General features: G+C 56.7%; 14 protein-coding genes. 3 read left to right on the forward strand and 11 right to left on the reverse strand.

All coding sequences use genetic code 11. From position 1 onward, the window contains the following. Positions 1–142 precede the first annotated feature (142 nt). Entirely contained in the window at positions 143–1720 is a 1578-nt protein-coding gene (gene guaA, locus G544_RS0107785) for a glutamine-hydrolyzing GMP synthase (protein ID WP_027274069.1), read from the reverse strand. Between the two features lie 426 nt (positions 1721–2146). After that, the gene (gene guaB / locus G544_RS0107790; protein ID WP_027274070.1) at positions 2147–3616 is read right to left on the reverse strand and encodes an IMP dehydrogenase; all 1470 of its coding nucleotides are present in this window, start codon (positions 3614–3616) and stop codon (positions 2147–2149) included. Between the two features lie 173 nt (positions 3617–3789). On the opposite strand from guaB, the gene xseA reads away from it, so the two are divergent. Then, on the forward strand, positions 3790–5142 hold the full coding sequence (xseA, locus tag G544_RS0107795; RefSeq protein WP_027274071.1) for an exodeoxyribonuclease VII large subunit: 1353 nt from the start codon (positions 3790–3792) through the stop codon (positions 5140–5142). On the opposite strand, the gene G544_RS0107800 is transcribed toward xseA, so the two are convergent. Then, a complete protein-coding gene (locus G544_RS0107800; protein ID WP_027274072.1) occupies positions 5139–5366 on the reverse strand; it encodes a zinc ribbon domain-containing protein in 228 nt (75 codons plus the stop codon). The genes xseA and G544_RS0107800 overlap by 4 nt on opposite strands. Positions 5367–5885: 519 nt before the next feature. Between G544_RS0107800 and G544_RS0107805 the strand changes: the two genes are divergently transcribed. Continuing rightward, positions 5886–8675: an autotransporter family protein gene (locus tag G544_RS0107805; protein WP_161624113.1), complete on the forward strand. Its 2790-nt coding sequence runs from the start codon at positions 5886–5888 to the stop codon at positions 8673–8675. Between the two features lie 48 nt (positions 8676–8723). Here G544_RS0107805 and G544_RS0107810 read toward each other — a convergent pair whose 3' ends face one another. Further along, positions 8724–9680, reverse strand: a complete 957-nt coding sequence (locus tag G544_RS0107810; RefSeq protein ID WP_027274074.1) for an AEC family transporter — start codon at positions 9678–9680, stop codon at positions 8724–8726. Between the two features lie 453 nt (positions 9681–10133). On the opposite strand from G544_RS0107810, the gene G544_RS20200 reads away from it, so the two are divergent. Beyond that, positions 10134–11951: a cation:proton antiporter domain-containing protein gene (locus G544_RS20200; protein WP_071783327.1), complete on the forward strand. Its 1818-nt coding sequence runs from the start codon at positions 10134–10136 to the stop codon at positions 11949–11951. 77 nt (positions 11952–12028) lie between these two features. Here G544_RS20200 and der read toward each other — a convergent pair whose 3' ends face one another. From der to pilW, 7 genes are all read right to left on the reverse strand, one after another. Further along, complete coding sequence (gene der / locus G544_RS0107820; protein WP_027274075.1) at positions 12029–13507, reverse strand: ribosome biogenesis GTPase Der; 1479 nt, start codon at positions 13505–13507, stop codon at positions 12029–12031. A 107-nt stretch (positions 13508–13614) separates the two neighbouring features. Further along, complete coding sequence (gene bamB / locus G544_RS0107825; protein WP_027274076.1) at positions 13615–14796, reverse strand: outer membrane protein assembly factor BamB; 1182 nt, start codon at positions 14794–14796, stop codon at positions 13615–13617. A gap of 11 nt (positions 14797–14807) precedes the next feature. After that, positions 14808–15413: a YfgM family protein gene (locus G544_RS0107830; RefSeq protein ID WP_027274077.1), complete on the reverse strand. Its 606-nt coding sequence runs from the start codon at positions 15411–15413 to the stop codon at positions 14808–14810. Positions 15414–15428: 15 nt separating this feature from the next. Beyond that, complete coding sequence (hisS, locus tag G544_RS0107835) at positions 15429–16703, reverse strand: histidine--tRNA ligase (protein ID WP_027274078.1); 1275 nt, start codon at positions 16701–16703, stop codon at positions 15429–15431. 117 nt (positions 16704–16820) lie between these two features. Then, positions 16821–17936, reverse strand: coding sequence for a flavodoxin-dependent (E)-4-hydroxy-3-methylbut-2-enyl-diphosphate synthase (ispG, locus tag G544_RS0107840; RefSeq protein WP_027274079.1), 1116 nt, complete (start codon positions 17934–17936; stop codon positions 16821–16823). 38 nt (positions 17937–17974) lie between these two features. Further along, the gene (gene rodZ, locus G544_RS0107845; RefSeq protein WP_027274080.1) at positions 17975–18934 is read right to left on the reverse strand and encodes a cytoskeleton protein RodZ; all 960 of its coding nucleotides are present in this window, start codon (positions 18932–18934) and stop codon (positions 17975–17977) included. Then, a complete protein-coding gene (pilW, locus tag G544_RS0107850) occupies positions 18924–19676 on the reverse strand; it encodes a type IV pilus biogenesis/stability protein PilW (RefSeq protein ID WP_027274081.1) in 753 nt (250 codons plus the stop codon). Before pilW ends, rodZ begins: the two co-directional genes overlap by 11 nt. Between the last annotated feature and the right edge of the window lie 34 nt (positions 19677–19710).

A 19710-nucleotide genomic window follows, 5' to 3' on the forward strand; every position in this document is an offset into this window, starting at 1 on the left:
GCCGAACATAAAATAATCGCAAACGGGTATAAATACTATTCCTATTGAAAGAATACATAGTGTCGTGAATAAAAAAGCCAGCTAATCAAATGACATAGCTGGCTTTTTAAATGCTCTCTAACTATCGGAGAATATCAGATTCCTATTCCCACTCAATCGTCGCCGGCGGCTTCCCAGAAATATCGTAAACCACCCTAGAGATCCCATTCACTTCATTGATGATGCGATTCGACACGCGCCCCAGGAAGTCATACGGCAGATGCGCCCAATGGGCGGTCATAAAGTCGATGGTTTCCACCGCTCGCAGGGAGACGACCCAGTCGTACTTGCGGCCGTCGCCCATTACGCCGACGGAGCGCACCGGCAGGAAGACGGTGAACGCCTGGCTGACCTTGTTGTACAGGTCCGCCTTATGCAGCTCTTCGATAAAGATGGCGTCGGCACGACGCAGCAGGTCGCAGTACTCTTTCTTCACTTCGCCCAGCACGCGAACGCCGAGGCCGGGGCCTGGGAACGGGTGGCGGTAGAGCATGTCGTACGGCAGGCCCAGCTCCAGACCGATTTTGCGCACTTCATCTTTGAACAGCTCTTTGAGCGGCTCAACCAGCCCCATCTTCATCTCTTCCGGCAGGCCGCCGACGTTGTGGTGAGACTTGATCACGTGGGCCTTGCCGGTCGCGGACGCGGCGGATTCAATCACGTCAGGGTAGATGGTGCCCTGCGCCAGCCACTTAACGTTGACCTGCTTTGAGGCCTCTTCGTCGAACACTTCGACGAACACGCGGCCAATGGTCTTACGCTTGGCTTCCGGATCGGCAATGCCGGCCAGTGCGCTCAGGAAGCGCTGCTCGGCGGGCACGTGCACGATGTTAAGGCCAAAGCGGTCGCCGAACATGTCCATCACCTGCTCGGCTTCGTTCAGGCGCAGCAGGCCGTTGTCGACGAAAACGCAGGTCAGCTTGCTGCCGATAGCGCGGTGTAAAAGCATCGCGGTAACGGAGGAGTCAACGCCGCCGGACAGGCCAAGGATAACCTCGTCGTCGCCCACCTGCTGGCGAATGCGCTCAACGGCGTCTTCAATAATAGAGGCCGGCGTCCACAGCGCTTCACAGCCGCAGATGTCCAACACGAAACGCTTGAGCAGGCGCAGCCCCTGATTGGTGTGGGTCACCTCAGGGTGGAACTGCAGGCCGTAGAAGCGCTTCTCTTCGTTAGCCATAATGGCGAACGGACAGGTGTCGGTGCGCGCAACGGCGGTAAAGCCCGCAGGGATTGCCGTCACCTTGTCGCCGTGGCTCATCCAAACGTCAAGCTGCGCTTTACCTTCGGCGGAGATAGAGTCCTTCACGTCGTGGGTAAAGGCGCTTTCGTTAATCACGTCGACTTTGGCGTAGCCGAACTCACGCTCGTTGGAGCCCTGCACCTCGCCGCCCAGCTGGACCGCCATGGTCTGCATGCCGTAGCAAATGCCGAGCACCGGGATACCGGCGTTAAAAACGTACTCCGGCGCGCGCGGGCTGCCCGCTTCGGTGGTGCTTTCAGGGCTGCCGGAAAGGATAATCCCGGTCGGATTGAATTCGCGGATCTGCGCTTCGCTGACGTCCCAGGCCCACAGCTCGCAGTACACGCCGATCTCACGAACGCGACGGGCAATCAGCTGAGTGTATTGAGAACCAAAGTCCAAAATCAGAATGCGGTGACTATGAATGTTTTTTGACATGTACGCTTTCCAAAAACGAGAGAATCACGCCCGATAAACGAGCAAGAAAAAGAAAATTACTCAGTGCTACAACCGAGTCAGAATAATGACAAACGCCTGAAGTAAGTTCCGGACGACCTTCGGAGCCAAACGGAGGGAGAGTCTTCCGTTGGGGTCGACTTGGCGTAAGCCAACGAAGCGCCCCTAGGAAGGCTATGCCCGACGCGCTCCAAGACTAAAAACAAGCGCCCTTCCGGCCGAACACAATGATCATATAGGCACGGCGTGTTCTCGGCCGGAACGATCACTGATGTATATTTAAAGACTTTGCCAACAATCAGACCCGGCATTATAGCCGACTTACCAGAAAGATTACGAGAGGCGTATCGACCTAACTCGCCCCTCGCTTAAACGCGGCGGCCTTAGCGCTAAGGCCGCCGAACCTAATCACCCCATGCGGTAGTTAGGCGATTCCTTAGTAATTGTCACATCATGAACGTGACTCTCCTGAATGCCCGCGCCGGTGATGCGGACAAACTCGGCCTTGGTGCGCAGCTCGTCGATCGTGCCGCAGCCGGTCAGGCCCATACAGGAGCGCAGGCCGCCCATTTGCTGATGCACGATGGCCTTCAGGTAGCCCTTATAGGCCACGCGACCTTCAATGCCTTCCGGCACCAGCTTGTCCGCCGCGTTGTCGGTCTGGAAGTAGCGGTCGGAAGAGCCTTTAGACATCGCGCCAAGTGAGCCCATGCCGCGGTAGGACTTGAACGAACGGCCCTGATACAGCTCGATTTCGCCCGGAGATTCTTCCGTACCGGCAAGCATGGAGCCCACCATCACGCAGGACGCGCCGGCAGCAATAGCCTTGGCGATGTCGCCGGAGAAGCGGATGCCGCCGTCAGCGATAACCGGAATGCCCATGGAGCCTACGGCTTCAACCGCGTCGGCAATAGCCGTGATTTGCGGTACGCCCACGCCGGTGACGATGCGGGTGGTACAGATAGAGCCGGGGCCGATGCCCACTTTCACCGCGTTCACGCCCGCTTCCACCAGCGCTTTAGCGCCAGCTGCCGTCGCGACGTTGCCGCCGATGATTTGCAGCTTGGGATAGGCGGCGCGGGTTTCGCGAATGCGCTGCAGCACGCCTTCAGAGTGACCGTGAGACGAGTCGATAAGCAGCACGTCTACGCCCGCTTCCACCAGCGCGGCAACGCGCTCCTCGTTACCGGCGCCGGCGCCGACCGCAGCGCCTACGCGCAGGCGGCCGTGCTCGTCTTTACAGGCGTTCGGCTTCTGTTCGGCCTTCAGGTAGTCTTTCACGGTGATCATGCCGCGCAGCTGGAACTTCTTATCCACCACCAGCGCCTTTTCTACGCGCTTTTCGTGCATCTTCTGGAATACCAGATCGCGGTCTTTGGCTTCTTTCTCGCTCACGGTGACCAGACGCTCTTTCGGCGTCATCAGCGCGCTGACCGGCTGGTCAAGATCGGTGACGAAACGCACGTCGCGGCCGGTAATAATGCCGACCAGCTCGTTGTTCTTAATCACCACCGGGAAACCGGCAAAGCCGTGCTCGACCGCCATCTCTTTAATCCGACGCACGGTGGTTTCCGGCGCGACGGTGACAGGGTCGGTGACGATACCGCTTTCGTGGCGCTTCACGCGGCGAACTTCTTCCGCCTGGCGCTCGATGGACATGTTTTTATGGATAAAGCCAATGCCGCCTTCCTGCGCCAGCGCAATCGCCAGGTTCGCTTCGGTCACGGTGTCCATCGCGGCGGAAAGCATAGGAATATTCAGACGAATGGTTTTCGTCAGCTGGGTAGAAAGCTCGGCAGTGTTGGGCAGAACGGTAGAATGGGCGGGAACTAACAGGACGTCGTCAAACGTCAGGGCATCTTTCGCGATACGTAGCATGTGCAATATCTCACCGGGTAGGTTGAAGGGGAAACTGATAAAATATTGCCGGTGAAGTATACAGAGGAAACCGATTTCCCTCCACACTTTTTTTCACGCAGGGCTTGATTCATTGGCTCAGCCATGTAGTATCAGTAAATTAAGTCTCTGTTTTAGAGTTTGATCTCCGTCACATGTCGATACCTCTTACCCCCTCTATTTTTACCGTCAGCCGTTTAAACCAAACGGTTCGCCAGCTTTTGGAAATGGAAATGGGGCAAATCTGGCTGTCGGCGGAAATCTCCAACTTCTCCCAGCCCTCTTCCGGCCACTGGTACTTCACCCTGAAAGACGACCGATCGCAGGTGCGCTGCGCGATGTTTCGCACCGCCAACCGCCGAGTCACCTTTGCGCCGCAAAACGGCCAGCAGGTGCTGGTGCGAGCGACCATCACGCTTTATGAGCCGCGCGGCGACTATCAGCTAATTGCCGAAAGCATGCAGCCCGCCGGTGACGGCCTCTTACAGCAGCGGTTCGATCTGCTCAAAGGGAAGCTGTCCGAAGAAGGGCTGTTCGATCCGGCCCGCAAACGCCCGCTGCCCGCCCCCGCGACCCGCGTCGGGATAGTGACCTCCGCCACCGGCGCGGCGCTGCACGACGTGCTGCACATTCTTCAGCGGCGCGATCCTTCCTTGCCGGTGGTGATTTATCCGACCATGGTTCAGGGCGCAGAGGCGACGATGCAAATCGTTCGCGCCATTGAGATCGCCAACCAAAGAAACGAGTGCGACGTGCTGATCGTCGGGCGCGGCGGCGGCTCGTTGGAAGATCTGTGGTGCTTTAACGAAGAGGCGGTCGCCAGAGCGATTTATCAGAGCCGAATTCCCATCGTCAGCGCCGTCGGACACGAAACCGACGTCACTATCGCCGACTTTGTCGCCGACCTGCGCGCGCCGACGCCCTCCGCCGCCGCCGAGCTGGTCAGCCGCAATCAAACCGAGCTGGTGCGCCAGCTGCTGTCCCAGCGGCAGAGGCTCGAAATGGCGATGGACTACTTCCTTGCCCGTCGGCGTCAGGCGCTGGCGCAGCGGGAAAGCCGCCTCCAACAGCAGCACCCGCAGCTTCGCCTGTTGCGCCAGCAAACGGCGCTGATAAAGCTCCAGCGCAGGCTGGAAGAAGGCCTACAGCAAAAGCTGCTGCGCGAAGGTAGAAGGGCCGAGCGCCTGCGCCTTAGGCTACAGCAGGCCCAGCCGATGGAGCAAGTACACCGAGGCCAGCGGCAAATTCAGCAGTTCCAGTTTCAGCTAAGAGAAACGATGGAGCGCAGGCTCAACGCCGCGCGCCAGCGCTTTAGCGTCGGCTATACGCAGCTTGAGGGCGTAAGCCCGCTGGCGACGCTCGCCAGAGGCTATAGCGTTACGCAGGGCGCAAACGGCGCAGCGTTGCGAAACATCGAGTCGATAAGCCCAGGCGACGCTATCGCCACTCGCCTGAGCGATGGCTGGGTGGACAGCACGGTCACTGCCGTACGTAAGTTAGCCCCTTAGGCCACTTCTTCATACTTCAGCACAATCCTCTTTTTCGATATCAGCCCGTAGCCGTGCTGGCAAAAGTAGTCCACCGCGCCGCAGGCCGCGAGCTTTTCCAGCGGATGTTCACATTCCGGGCAGCGCGCTATTTGCTGATAAACCCTGCGGCAGCTTTCACAGTAAAAGCGGTCCCCTTCCCGCCAGAGCATGGCCTTGCGGCAACGTGGGCAAAGCGAAGTCATTGAACGTCCTTTAGCTATTTAACGCAAAGCCTCTCAGGACATGAGCAAAAAAGCACTTCCTGCGGGGCGCTGCAGTTAACGTTATTTTATTTCGCATAAATCATGCCGGAAACTGGCGTCCACCGCCAACATATTTGTTTATTTTTCAACTCACCATTTTACAAATCGCCCCTCATAACAACAAAATTATTAAGACAATTACTTTCATTAAAACACTCCTTAAAAATAATTCACTCAATTGAATTAAAACAAATTAATTGCTTTTTGAAATAAGATTTAAATATTAAAGAAACGTTTTTGAAAACATTTAAAAATATTATAAATAATTAAAATTTGTAAATAATGTAAATAGAGCTAAAACTTAATTTCAAGAGGGAATAATTCAATTCAAATAATTAAAAACACTTTAAAACCAGAAGTCTTTGGGAGGCCTCCGTGAAACGCAACGCATATAAACTATCACTATTAGGCACAAATATACGATTTGCACTGTCAATGACCGCCGCGCTGAGCGCTTTGATGGTTTTACCATCCAAAGCCTTAGCCAATCAGCTATTGGTCACCAACGGTACCACCGCCACCGCGCCGGATGGAGCGACCTATCAATCGTTTAGCACAAACCTCACGACGGGGGGCGCCGTGTATGCCATCGGGCTCAATAGCACCATTAACGGCACTAACTTGACGATCAACGACGGCGCCATAACCGGCGGCGCCCCCGTACGGGCCGGCGCCGGTGGGAAAATGACGCTAACGGGAGGCTCGATTACCCGCACTCATAGCGGCACCGCCATACTGGTCGGCACCAGCGGCACCGGTACAACCGGGTGGATGAACCTAAGCAACGTTAACGTCTCGTCCATCTCGGGAACCTACGGCGTGCAGGTAAACGGTATCGGCGACGGCACTACCGTTTTCACCATGACCGGAGGCGAACTAATGACCGGCGCAAGCACGTGGGCGCTGCACCTGTGGAACGGCAACGCTATACTTGACGGCGTAAACATCGAAAATAGCGGCTCCGGCATACACGCAGGCTGCAACCTGGCCAATAAAAACGCCAGCTGTTCAGTGCTCAACGTCAAAGACTCCACCATTACGGCAACGGGTGATTACGGATACGGCATCAACGCCGAGTCAAACTCTACGACGACGCTGACGGATATGAATATAAATACTCAAGGCGATAACAGCTGGGCTGTGTATGCTTCCAGCAGTAACAGCGGCAACACCGCCACGACCAGCCGCATAACGGGCAATAACGTAAACGTTAACACCACCGGCGCTCAGGCCCACGGCATTGTGTCGCTGGTGGCAAGCGGTTCGAGCTACACGTTAATCGACCTGACCGGCGGCTCGGTAAATACGGCTGGCGACTCTGCGTATGGCGTAATCGCCTGGCAGGGAGGCGAAGTGAAGCTGACTGACATGCAGGTAACAACCACAGGTCCGAATGGGCGACTGCTGCACATGACGGGCTACGATGGCCAGGTGAATACTATCACGATTAAAGGCGGCAGCTATACCAGCGCGCAGGGCGTCGCCATTTCAGTACGCGGCAGCGACAACTATCTGTCTCTTACCGACACGACGGTAACGTCAGGCAACGGCACACTGTTCGACGTGGACCAGCATGCAACGCAGTTAACGCCGTCCAAGCTCACTATATTGGCTGACGATACTAAGCTGAACGGCGGCGCGCTGCTGCGCAACGGCTCAACCACGGACTTAACGCTGCAAAATGGCTCTGTCTGGACGCTGACTCCCGCCAGCGACGTGGTTAACGGCGGCATAAGCATGGCCTCTACGATATCTTCGCTGGCGATATCGGACAGTACGCTAGCCTTTGCCGCGCCGGCAGGCAATACGGACTTCAAAACGCTGACCGTACAAAACAACTACACCGCCAGTAACGCCACGTTGGTGTTCAATACCCTGATGAACGGCGGCGGCGCGGTGGGCAATCAGTTTACTGACCGGCTCATCATCAACGGCGACGCTGTCGGCACTACAAAAGTGTACGTGTCGCCAAGCGCTAACAGTAACCCGCAGCCAACCACGGCAGGCGGCGGCACCGGCAGCTCCTGTGAGGGGATCTCGCTGATACAGGTCAACGGCCAGGCAACGGCGGCGTCTTTCCAGCTGGCGGGCGGCTACGTCGCGATGGACGGAAAGCCGTATCAGTATCGCCTGTACGCCTACGGCCCGGATTCAGAACATGGCCAAGCGGACCCCACGCAAAAGATAGTCGACGGCACGACCGACCACTGGGACTTCCGCCTGCAGTCGGCCTATTACGCTCCGGCAACCGAACCGGAAGATCCGGATAACCCCGACAGTCCGCCTGCGGTAAGAATGCTTGTGCCGCAGGGCGCGGCCTACCTGAGCGCGCCAAACGCCGTGCTGTATGCGGGATATCTGGACATCAACAGCCTACACCGTCGACTTGGGGAAATCCGCGATGACCGCCTGTATAACCGCGATACCGGAACCGGCGAAGTCTGGATACGCGGCTACGGCGGCAGCTACGACTACCATTCGGACGACGGTGCCGCAGGCTATAAGTACGACGGCGATCTGGACTACGCCGCCGTCCAGCTCGGCGGCAACCTGTTCGCCCGCCGGGATGACGCAGGAACGCTGCGCGCAGGCGTTGCCGTCTCCTTTGGTCATCTGCGCTATACCGCCGACGCGGAAAGCTCCCCGGAAGGACGCTCCGACTCCTATTCGGTGGCGCTGTACGGCACCTATCAGTCTCAGCAAGGCTGGTATGTGGACTCCGTGCTGGGTACTGGAATATTTGACGGCGACGTGAAGACCAATGCACGCGGCAAAACGGCCAATCTGGACGGCTCAACGTGGTTTGTTTCGCTGGAAACCGGATATCCGTTCACGCCCGCCGCCGGCTGGTCGCTAGAGCCGCAGGCGCAGCTGAGCTATATCCGCGCCCACTTTGACAATACGCACGATAAGAAAGACAACTTCTCCGTCTCGCTCGGGGATCAGGACCAGCTCATCGGCCGGCTGGGCGCGCGCCTGCTCTACTCGCATGTGTTAAACAACGGCCAAACGGTAACGCCCTACGTTAAGGCCAACGTACTGCACGGCTTTTTGGACGGCGGCCATATCAAACTGGGCGGGGACAGCTTCAGTACGGCGGACTATGGCAGTTCCGTAGAGCTTGGCGGCGGCGTCACGTTTAACGTCAATAACGCTCTGTCGCTGTATGCGGACGCCGCTGGCCAGCGAGAGCTGAGCGAGGGGTATCGCGGTTGGACGGTGAACGGCGGCCTGCGCTACCAGTTTTGATAAAAACGCTAAATGACGGGCGCTTTACAAAGAAGCGCCCTTCTCGTTTTATATCATTCCGCTTCCGCGAAGCAGCAGCAGGCCCAGCGCAGTGGTGAAAAACGATCCTACCGTCGTTAGCCCGATGATGTTAGCGGCAAGCGTCGCGTTGCCGCCCATGGCCCGCGTCATCACATAGCTGGCCGCTGCGGTGGGGGTTGCCGACAGCAGGAAAATAATCCCCAGCGTCATCCCCTTAAAGCCGCACAGCATAGCGCCAAGCACCAGCAGCGTCGGCACGACCAGCACTCGGGCAATGCTCGCCAGTATCGCGGTATTAGAGGTCCTCAGCATCGAGCGAAAGTCCAGGCTCGCGCCGGTGCACAGCAGCGCCAGCGGCAGCGCGATGGAAGAGACGTAACTGCCGGTTCGGATAAGCACATCCGGCAGCGGAACGTCGAACAGAGAAAACGGCAGTCCGGTCAGAATGCCGACGATAAGCGGATTCTTAACAATATTTTTTACCATGCTGAAAACGGCAAGCCCGCTTCCTTCGCAGTCGGACAGGCTGCGGGTCAGCGTCACCACCGAAAGGACGTTGTAAAGAATGACGGTCATGACGATATAAAATGAGGCAATTGCAACGCCTTCATCGCCGAACGCCATGGCGCAGTACGCCACGCCCAGAATAGCGGCGTTGCCGCGAAAGCCACCCTGAACGAAAACCCCGCGCTCCTTCTTCTCGCGAACCAGAAACGGTGCCGCTAGCTCAAGCAGCAGCCAGCTGATAAAGGTGCCTACGCCGGCAAAGCTCATTAAAAGCAGGTGATGAGTAAGGCCGCTGTGGTTAGTGGCGATGCTGAAAAACAGCATACAGGGCAGCGCCAGGTTAAACACCAGGCGACTGGCGGAATCACAAAACTCATCATTAATCAGGCGAAAGCGGCGCAGCCCTATCCCCATCAGCAGCATCAGCAGGTTGGGCACCGTTACGCTAAAAGCGAACTGCCACGTTTCCCACGACATCATTTTATGTTTTATCCTTTGTGCAGCTTGAGCGTAACGTTAATGAGAAAATATAAGACAGCCTTCTCTCATTCTATTTTTAAATAGAAATATAACAACAGGTGCAGGGAACAATTATTTACCTCTTATGAGGGACTTATTCCTATTTCGCATTATTCATCGATATTTCTGCCAAAAAAATCATTTAAGGTCTGCACGAGACCTGCCGCTTTGAGTATAATATACGGAGTTTGTCCGTCGCTATGCGCCACGCTTAGACGATGTCCCGCCCGATTTGCGGTGCAATCACCAGACTGTGTTCCTCGTTAAGAACGCAGCCTAAGCTTCCGGTCAATTCAGAAAACGGCAACAGCCTGATACTCACTCATTACGCGATAAGGAATATCACGCCATGAAGTCTCTGCTCTCCTCTGGTCTAACCAGTAATAGCTCCGGTTACAGGAAGGTCTGCCGATGAATGACCCGATGCTGCTTTTAGTTATTATTCTGTTCGTTGCTGCAATTGCCGTTACGCTATCAAAGAAGGTTGGTCTTGGCGCTATCCTTGGCCTGCTGCTCACCGGGATCGTCATCGGTCCCCATACGCCGGGTCAGCTCATTCTTAAAGAGCACGTGGATAAGATCCTGCACGTTTCGGAATTCGGCATCGTGCTGCTGCTGTTTATCATCGGTCTGGAAATGCAGCCAAGGCGCCTGTGGTCAATGCGCCGCATGGTGTTTGGGCTGGGTACGCTGCAAATTCTTCTCAGCGGCGCGGCCATCGGCGGCTATTTCTATCTGTTCGGCTATGGCGTAAACGCCGCCGTGATTATCGGCCTGACGCTGGCGCTCTCTTCCACCGCCTTCGTTATTCAAATCTTGCAGGACCATAACGAGTTTTCCAGCGAGCACGGCCGCCTCGGCTTCGCCATCCTGCTGATGCAGGACTTAGCCATCGTACCGCTGCTGGCGCTGGTGCCACTACTGTCGGACAAAATTGCCGTCCTGCCGGACGACTCGCCGATGTGGATGCAGACCCTGTCGGTTATCGGCGCGCTGCTGGTGGTTATCGCCTTTGGCCGCTACGGCGTGCCGTGGATCCTCAACCGCATGGCCAAGAAAGGCTATCGCGAAAGCTTTTCCCTGTTCGTCATGTTCGCCGTGGTTTTGGCAGCCTACATCATGGACCACTTCGGCCTGTCGATGGCGCTCGGCGCGTTTATCATGGGAATGATGCTCTCAACGTCGAAGTACGGATTCCAAATTCACGCCAGCGTTGAATCGGCCAAAAGCCTGCTGATGAGCCTGTTCTTTATTTCGGTAGGGATGTCCATCGATTTTGCAACGCTGGCGCAGGCGCCGTTCTTCTTTATCAGCCACGTCGCGGTCATCCTGCTGCTGAAAATCATTTTGCTGTTCGTTTTGTCTTTGGCGTTCGGCACCTCGAAAGAGGCGGCTACCAAGGTTGCGTTCCTTCTGTGCCAGGGCGGTGAGTTCGGCTTCGTGCTGTTTGGCGTTGCCAAGGCGTTCGGCGTCATCGACGACTCCACCTTCATCATCGGCATCGGCGTTATCTCCGTCAGCATGGCCTTTACGCCCAGCCTGTACGCGCTCGGCTGCCGCCTGACTAAAAAGATGGTCATCGCGGACGTAGAAAACTCCGCCCTGAAGCCGGACGACGCGGCGCACAGCGCGAAGGTAGTCGTCGCCGGTTACGGCGACACCGGCTACGTTCTGGCGCAAATGCTGCAGGATTCCGCCATTCCGCACATTGTGATTGAAAAAAATCCGGAAATCGTTAGAAAAGCGCAAAAAGCGGGCATTCCCGCCTACTTTGGCGACATCACCGATCCCAAACTGCTTAACGTTATCGGTGTAGAACAGGCGCAGATGGTGATCGTCTCCATCGACCACAGCGCCAGCGCGCTGAAGGCCGTTTCGACCCTAAGATCGCTCTACCCGATGCTGAAAATCCTCGCACGGGTGCTCGACATGGACCTCAAAGATAAGCTGCTGGAAGCCGGCGCCAACTGGGTGGTTATCGAAACGCTGGAAAGCAGCCTGCACATCGGCGCCGAAGCCCTTAAGGTGCTGGGCGTTGCCGACGACGAAGTGTCCGAGCTGGTTGACTCTCTGCGTAAGGACGAAATGTTGGCGTCAGAAATCGTCCCAGAGGACGAGCCGGAAGACGCGCCGGCATCGCTCATCCAAACCGATACCGACTTTGAGCTGCCGCAGGACGACGGCGCCAATGCGCCAATAATGCCGGAGCAAAAGCCCGAAGCGAACTAAGCTTTGGTCCAATAAACAGCAAGGGCGCCAAATTTGGCGCCCTTGCTTTTTTAGCCCTTCAATCAGAACCGTGCCCGCTACTTACTCCGGCTCTTAATATGCTGGATTAGACGACGGCGCTTGCGCTGCTGGGTCGGCGTCAGCTTGTTGCGGCGGCCGGCAAACGGGTTATCCCCCTCTTTGAACTGAATGCGAATAGGCGTACCCATCACCTCCAGCGAGCGGCGGAAATAGTTCATCAGATAGCGCTTGTACGAATCCGGCAGGTCTTTCACCTGATTACCGTGGATCACTACGATAGGCGGGTTGTAGCCACCGGCGTGGGCATATTTCAGCTTTACTCTGCGGCCGCCGACCAAAGGCGGCTGGTGATCGTCCTGCGCCATCTGCATGATGCGGGTCAGCAGCGACGTACTCACCCGACGGGTTGCGCAGCGATAGGCTTCCTGTACGGATTCGAACAGGTTTCCTACGCCGCTGCCGTGTAGCGCGGAGATAAAGTGCACGCGGGCAAAGTCGACAAAGCCCAGGCGCTCGTCCAGCGTTTCCTTCACCTTCTCGCGGACTTCCTGAGACAGTCCGTCCCACTTATTGACCGCAATGACCAGCGAACGCCCGCTGTTGATAATAAAGCCCAGCAGAGACAGATCCTGATCGGAGATACCCTCGCGGGCGTCAATCACCAGCAGCACGACGTTGGCGTCCTCAATGGCCTGCAGGGTTTTAATGACCGAGAATTTCTCAACGGTTTCTGTCACTCTGGCGCGCTTACGCACGCCCGCGGTGTCAATCAGCACGTACTCGCGCTCGTCGCGCGTCATGGGAATATAGATGCTGTCGCGCGTGGTGCCCGGCATGTCGTACACCACGACCCGATCCTCGCCCAGAATGCGATTGGTTAGCGTGGACTTACCGACGTTGGGGCGACCGACAATGGCAAGCTTGATAGGAAGATTTTCCAGATAGGCGCTGTCGAACTCTTCCTCTTCATCCTCGCCTGATTCCTCTGAATCTTCGGTATCGAAGTCTTCCCAGTCGTCTTCATCGGCGGCGGGTTCCTCTTCTTCATCCACCGGCCCCAGCACGGTCTCAATCAGCGACGTCACGCCCCGACCGTGGGAAGCCGCGATCGGATACACGTCGCCCAACCCCAGCGCGTAGAAATCGCCAATAACGCTGTCAGCGTCCAGACCGTCGGTTTTGTTGGCGACCAAAAACGTCGCCTTTTCCCGAGCGCGCAGGTGCTGAGCGATAGCCGAATCCGCAGGCATCAGCCCGGCGCGGGCGTCGACCATAAACAGAACGATATCCGCCTCTTCGATGGCAAGAAGAGACTGATCGGCCATATGGGTTTCCACGCCGTGCTCTGCGCCGTCGATGCCGCCGGTATCGATAACGATAAATTCGCGCCCGTTGATTTCCGCCTTACCGTATTTACGGTCGCGGGTCAGACCGGGGAAATCAGCCACCAGGGCATCACGAGTACGCGTTAAACGGTTAAATAACGTGGACTTGCCCACGTTGGGACGCCCGACCAGCGCGATAACTGGAACCATGATAAAAGCCTCTTTCTATAGCATTAAGCGGGCGCGCAGCGCGTCCGCTTTTACAAGACGAAACGGCCCCTGATGTCAGGAGCCGTTTACATAATCACTACTGCCGATTAGCGCGTGAACGAATAAACGTCGCCGCCGCGCGCCTGGATAACCAGTCGGTCTCCTGCAACGATCGGTGAAGACAGGAAGCCGTCGCCATCGACCTTATTCTGAGCCACGAACTGGCCGGACGCGCTGTCCATCCAGTGCATATAACCCTCTGCGTCGGCTACGACTACATAGCCGTTAAAGACGACCGGCGCGGTCAGGCCGCGGTGCAGCAGGTCGTTCTGCGTCCACAAGATGGTGCCGCCGTTCAAGGAAAGCGCCATCACGCGGTCGCTTTGGTCGACCAGATAAACCTTATCGCCTTCGATAAAGAAGTCATTAACCGAACCGACGTCGCGCTTCCAGATAATCTGACCGGAGCGCAGATCCAGCGCGACAAAGCTGCCGTTATAGCTCTGGGCGAATATGACGTTGCCCATAATTACCGGCGTACTGTCGACGTCGATCAGCCTGTCGATTTCGGTAGAACCGCTCGGCTGTGCGATAGGCTGTTGCCAAATCAGCATGCCGCTGTTCATCATCACCGCGCTCACGCGGCCGTTATCGCCGCCGACGATCGCCGCGCCGTGAGCCGTAGCGGGAGAAGATTCCCCACGCAGAGAGAGCAGCGGCATCCCGAGGTTAGCGGTCCACTTGATGGACCCGTCGGTCGTGCTAAGCCCTTGCAACATGCCGTTAGTGGTGTGAATAAGCACCAGGCCATCGCTGACGACCGGACGAGAAATCGCCTCGCCGGCAACGGTCGTTTTCCACGCAAGCGTACCGTCTTCAGCGTTCAGCGCATACACCATTGCCTTCTCGCTGCCGACAAAGACCTTGCCTTCAGCCGCAGCTACGCCGCCGGACAGCATCGGAGAGGTCGATGAAGAGAAGAACCCGTTTTTCTCCGTGACGTCGGTTTTCCACACCTGGCTGCCGCTATCGGCGTCCACGGCCTTAACGATGCCGTTGCGCGCCGCAGCGTAGATACGGCCGTCTTTCCAGACCGGACGCAGATGTGAGTAGTATTCACCAACGCCGTCACCTACCGACGTGCTCCACATTTTCTTGGGAGAAAACTGGTTGTCTACTTTAGGCAGCGGTGACACCTTTACCGCATCGTCATCACCGCCAAACAGCGAACAGCCGCTCAGCATGGTGGCAGAAAGTAATCCTACGCAAAAAAGTTTACGTAACTTCATTCACATCCCCTTTAGGCGGCCAGATTGTTAAGCTTAATGTTCAGCATTTCTTTCAGCATCGGCGAAGGATTGGCCTCTATCGCCTGACTGTAAGCTTCGCGCGCGCCCTTAACGTCGCCTTTATTGACCAAAACGTCACCGCGAATTGCCTGAGCCTGAGCAAACCAGCTGCCCTTTTGTACTGAATCCAGCGTTTTTAACGCATCGTCAAACTGCTTTTCCTGAACCTGAACGCGCGCCAGGCGTAACGCTATCGCGGGCAGCAGGTTATCGTCCTTGGTATGGCTCTGCGCCCACAAAAGCTGTTCTTTAGCCTTGGCGAAATCCCCTTTATCCACCCACTGCTGGGCCTGGGACAACGCGGCGAAAACGCCATAGCTGTTGTCATTAGCCTGAATAAAGGCGCTTGCATTCGCGGCGTTGTCTGCATGGGCCACAACCTGATCGAAAGACATTGACGCCGTCGTGTTGGTTTCGTGCTGATGCGATTGCCAATAGCGCCAGCCGAACAGGCCGCCTACGCCCAGTATGACGCCAACCGCGATAGCTTTACCGTTCTCGCGGAAAAAGCCTTTCACCGCTTCAACTTGTTCTTCTTCGCTATTGTAGACTTGCACGGTGTCCCTCTTGAATTAACCGATCAATTTAGCCAAATGCGCCGCAGCGTTCGCCTGCGCCAGCGTTTGCTGTTCGCCGCTGCGTAGGTCTTTAACCACGACCTCGCCCGCAGCGATTTCATTTTCGCCCAGAACCAGCGCAACTTGCGCGCCCCACTTATCGGCACGGGCAAACTGCTTCTTAAAGTTTCCGCCGCCGTGATTCACCATAACGCGAAGTTCAGGCTGCTCGTCGCGAAGGCGTTCGGCCAGCATCATCGCCGCAGCCTGCGCCCCCTCGCCGGAGGAAATCACATAAACGTCTACGCCGCGATCGGCAGCGAAGTCAGGATTAACGGCCTGAACCAGCAGCACCAGCCGTTCCATGCCCATGGCAAAGCCAACGCCGGGAGCCGCATGCCCACCCAGTTGCTCCACCAGACCGTCGTAGCGACCGCCGCCGCATACCGTCCCCTGAGAACCCAGGCTGGTCGTTACCCACTCGAACACCGTCCGATTGTAGTAGTCCAAGCCGCGCACCAGACGAGGGTTAATGCGATAGCTGATGCCCGCGTTGTCCAACAAGGCGCACAGGCCGGTAAAGTGCTCCTTCGATTCTTCGTCCAGATAGTCGATAAGCTCGGGCGCATCGTTCAACAGCGCCTGGACGTCAGGATTCTTACTGTCGAGCACGCGCATGGGGTTAGTGTACATGCGGCGCTGGCAGTCTTCATCCAGCCTTTCTTTAAACTGTTCCAAATAGGCGGTCAGCGCCTCTTTATAGCGGGCGCGCGCCTCTAAGGAGCCAATAGAGTTCAGCTCCAGCGTGACGTGTTCGGAAATCCCCAGCTCGCGCCACCAGCGGGCGTTAAGCATGATGAGCTCAGCGTCGACGTCCGGCCCCTGCAGGCCGAAAACTTCCGCGCCAAGCTGATGAAACTGACGATAGCGGCCCTTTTGCGGGCGCTCGTGGCGAAACATCGGCCCCATATACCACAGGCGCTGCTCCTGATTGTAAACCAGGCCGTGTTCGATACCGGCGCGCACGCAGCCCGCAGTACCTTCGGGGCGCAGCGTTAAGGAGTCGCCGTTGCGGTCGTCAAAGGTATACATCTCTTTTTCAACCACGTCGGTCACTTCGCCGATGGCGCGCTTAAACAGCGGCGTTTGCTCAACGATAGGCAGGCGGATCTCTCCGTAGCCGTAGCTTGCCAACACCCGCTTCAATACGCGCTCAATCGGCTGCCACAGCGCCGTTTCCTGCGGTAGGTAATCGTTCATCCCGCGGATGGCTTGAATATTCTTTGCCACGTCAATTCTCTGTCTGTTTTCATCAAATGGGGTTGATTATAGGGGCTTTCGGCCTTTGACATCAATGCAAACAGGCGGTAATGATGAAATCAGTACCGCCCTTTCAACTCGCCCAGACTACTTCTCGCTAACGTCAATGCGCTTTGACAGATCCAGCATCGCCGCCTTGGCGCGAATTTTGGCCTCTAGCTGGTCGATCATATCGTTGTTGTCGAGGCGCTCTTTCTGACGTTCGCCGTTTTCGTAGTAGCCGCTTTTGCCGTGGCCGCCGGTCACGCCGAGGTCCGACACCAGCGCTTCGCCCGGGCCGTTGACCACGCAGCCGATAATCGAGACGTCCATCGGCGTCAGGATATCTTCCAGACGCTGTTCCAGCGCGTTAACCGTGCTGATAACGTCAAACTCCTGACGAGAGCAGGTCGGGCAGGCGATAAAGTTAATGCCGCGAGAGCGAATGCGAAGCGCTTTCAGGATGTCAAAGCCAACCTTCACTTCTTCCACCGGATCCGCCGCCAGCGAAACGCGCAGCGTATCGCCGATGCCTTCGGCCAGCAGCATGCCAAGCCCGATAGCGGACTTCACCGAACCGCTTCGCGCACCGCCGGCTTCGGTAATGCCTAAATGCAGCGGCTGTTCAATTTGCCCAGCCAGCAGGCGATAGGACTGCACGGCCAGAAACACGTCCGACGCCTTAACGCTGACTTTGAACGCGTCAAAGTTAAGCCTGTCTAGAATCTCCACGTGGCGCATCGCCGATTCAACCAGCGCCTGCGGCGTTGGCTCGCCGTACTTTTCCTGAATATCTTTTTCCAACGAACCGGCGTTAATGCCGATGCGAATAGGAATATTCTTGTCGCGGGCGCAGTCCACTACCGCTCGGATGCGATCTTCGCGGCCAATGTTGCCCGGATTGATGCGCAGGCAGTCAACGCCGTATTCGGCGACCTGAAGCGCAATACGGTAGTCAAAGTGGATGTCGGCCACCAGCGGCACCGACACGCGCTGCTTGATGAACTTGAAGGCTTCCGCCGCGTCCATCGTCGGTACGGAAACGCGGACGATATCAACGCCAACGCGCTGCAGCGCTTCGATTTGCTTCACCGTCGCCTCGACGTCGGTAGTGCGGGTGTTGGTCATGGACTGAACGGCAATCGGCGCGCCGTCGCCGATGGGGACATTTCCGACATAAATACGTTTGGACTTGCGACGAACTATCGGCGTTTCACTGTGCATCTTACTCTACTCTCCCAAAAACCTTGCCCGACGCAGCCTTAGTTGGCCGGTAGCGTCATGCGCGTCGTGCGATTCGCGTTCTTGTACTGACTCATATCAACCGGTTTGCCTTTGTAGGTTATCGACACGCCGGCCGGTGCGCCAAGCTTCAGTTGATAGGGCGGTTGGCCGGTCAAAGACAGCTTGCCGTCTTTACGCTGTAGGCCGCTGTAGAGATTCTTGCCGCGATCGTCAATCACCTCAAGCCAGCAGTCGGCGCTGAAGGTCAGATAAATATCGTTACCGTCCTGCGGCGTTTGGGGAGCCAGCTGTCCCTGAGTCTGATTCTTAGCCGCTTCAGCTTCCGCAACCTGAGCGGCAACGGCCTGTTCGAGCGTCGGAGCCGCAGGCGTAGGCGTAGATGCAGGAGTAGACTGAACGGGCGCCTGCTGAGCCGCCGCCGGCGCGTTGGCGGCATTGCCAGAAGGAGAAAGAGAGATCGAAGCGCCTTCTGAAGGTACTGAAGGCGATGAAGAACCGCTGCCCGGCAGGGCAATCTGATTCTGTCCGCTGACCTCTATGGCGTCGTCCTGCTGCTGCGCCTTGTGGTTCTCCCACCACCATGCGCCCGTCAGGCCGAGTACGACAAAAATAATAAGCCAGGTAAAGAGGGTCAACCAGCGGTCGAGCTTCTTGCGCGGCTTGCTGAGCGAAAAGCCTTTTACGCGGTTCGATGCGAGGCTGTCGCTCTTACCCTGAACGCCTTTAGGCAACAGAGCAAGGATTTCCTCTTCCGGCAGTTGAAGCAGCTTCGCATAGGAACGGACGTATCCGCGAATAAAGGTCGGAGCCAAGCCAAGCGGATTGAGCCCCTCCTCAAGTTCGCGGACGGTAGTCACTTTCAAACGCAGCTCGTCGGCAACCACCTGTTGGCTGAGGTTCAACGCTTCCCTGGCTTCGCGGAGTCGGCGACCGACTTCGGCGAGCGGTGTAACTTCTTGTGATACATCAGTATTCATGGGCTAAGAATAATTGGTATTGTCGTGACTGTGGAAACTCTCGCGCCAAAGTTTTCCCGTAACGCTGAACGTCGGCCATACGGTTTTCTGACGCGGCAAATTGTATTTGCATCCATAAACTTTCAGCGGTAGCGGGCAACGCCTGGTGGTAAAAACCCAGTAACGCAACGGCCTCTTTATGCTTCCCCTGCTGAAAGTCGCGGGCGGATTCGGTCAATACGCGCTCGCCCTTGCTCGGATCCTGCTTTAACGCCCGTCCCAGATGTTCAAACGCTTCATCGGTTCTTCCGGCATCAAGCAGGCAATAGCCTGAACCTTCAAGGCTATTGGCAATTTCTCCTAAATTTTGTGTCTGCAAAGCCTTATCAAAATAACCCAGCGCTGAATCATACTGCCCTATGCGGCAAAGAAACGCACCGTAATTATTTAAAACCTCATTGCTCTGCGGCGCTAGCCGTAAAGCCTGCTGGTAACGCGCCTGCGCCAACGTATTTTCACCCGTTTCCTGCAGATACTGCGCCATTCCCAGCTGGATGCGATAGTCCTCTGGCGCATACTCCAGCGCTCGCTCCAGATTAAAACGCGCCTTCTGAACGTTTCCCAACGTCAGATAGGTTAAGCCTAAATTTAAACGAATCTGCGCGGCCTGCTTAACGTCAAAGCCCGCATCATCGTTACTGCCTGCTGCGCATCCGGTTAACAGCCCGGCGGCAAGTAGTAAAGGTAACAGCCTGTTTCGCATCGAATTGGTTTCCTATTCTGACGCTCGCCGTCTC

Origin of the sequence: Leminorella grimontii ATCC 33999 = DSM 5078 (assembly GCF_000439085.1) — a bacterium.
GTDB lineage: Bacteria > Pseudomonadota > Gammaproteobacteria > Enterobacterales > Enterobacteriaceae > Leminorella > Leminorella grimontii.

What these genes read in the sequence shown, in the direction of transcription:
- G544_RS20200 (WP_071783327.1), top strand. Translation starts at nt 10,134, where the DNA reads ATGAATGACCCGATGCTGCTTTTAGTTATTATTCTGTTCGTTGCTGCA.
- xseA (WP_027274071.1), top strand. Translation starts at nt 3,790, where the DNA reads ATGTCGATACCTCTTACCCCCTCTATTTTTACCGTCAGCCGTTTAAAC.
- rodZ (WP_027274080.1), bottom strand. Translation starts at nt 18,934, where the DNA reads ATGAATACTGATGTATCACAAGAAGTTACACCGCTCGCCGAAGTCGGT.
- guaA (WP_027274069.1), bottom strand. Translation starts at nt 1,720, where the DNA reads ATGTCAAAAAACATTCATAGTCACCGCATTCTGATTTTGGACTTTGGT.
- G544_RS0107805 (WP_161624113.1), top strand. Translation starts at nt 5,886, where the DNA reads ATGGTTTTACCATCCAAAGCCTTAGCCAATCAGCTATTGGTCACCAAC.
- G544_RS0107810 (WP_027274074.1), bottom strand. Translation starts at nt 9,680, where the DNA reads ATGTCGTGGGAAACGTGGCAGTTCGCTTTTAGCGTAACGGTGCCCAAC.
- G544_RS0107800 (WP_027274072.1), bottom strand. Translation starts at nt 5,366, where the DNA reads ATGACTTCGCTTTGCCCACGTTGCCGCAAGGCCATGCTCTGGCGGGAA.
- ispG (WP_027274079.1), bottom strand. Translation starts at nt 17,936, where the DNA reads ATGCACAGTGAAACGCCGATAGTTCGTCGCAAGTCCAAACGTATTTAT.
- pilW (WP_027274081.1), bottom strand. Translation starts at nt 19,676, where the DNA reads ATGCGAAACAGGCTGTTACCTTTACTACTTGCCGCCGGGCTGTTAACC.
- der (WP_027274075.1), bottom strand. Translation starts at nt 13,507, where the DNA reads ATGGTTCCAGTTATCGCGCTGGTCGGGCGTCCCAACGTGGGCAAGTCC.
- bamB (WP_027274076.1), bottom strand. Translation starts at nt 14,796, where the DNA reads ATGAAGTTACGTAAACTTTTTTGCGTAGGATTACTTTCTGCCACCATG.
- guaB (WP_027274070.1), bottom strand. Translation starts at nt 3,616, where the DNA reads ATGCTACGTATCGCGAAAGATGCCCTGACGTTTGACGACGTCCTGTTA.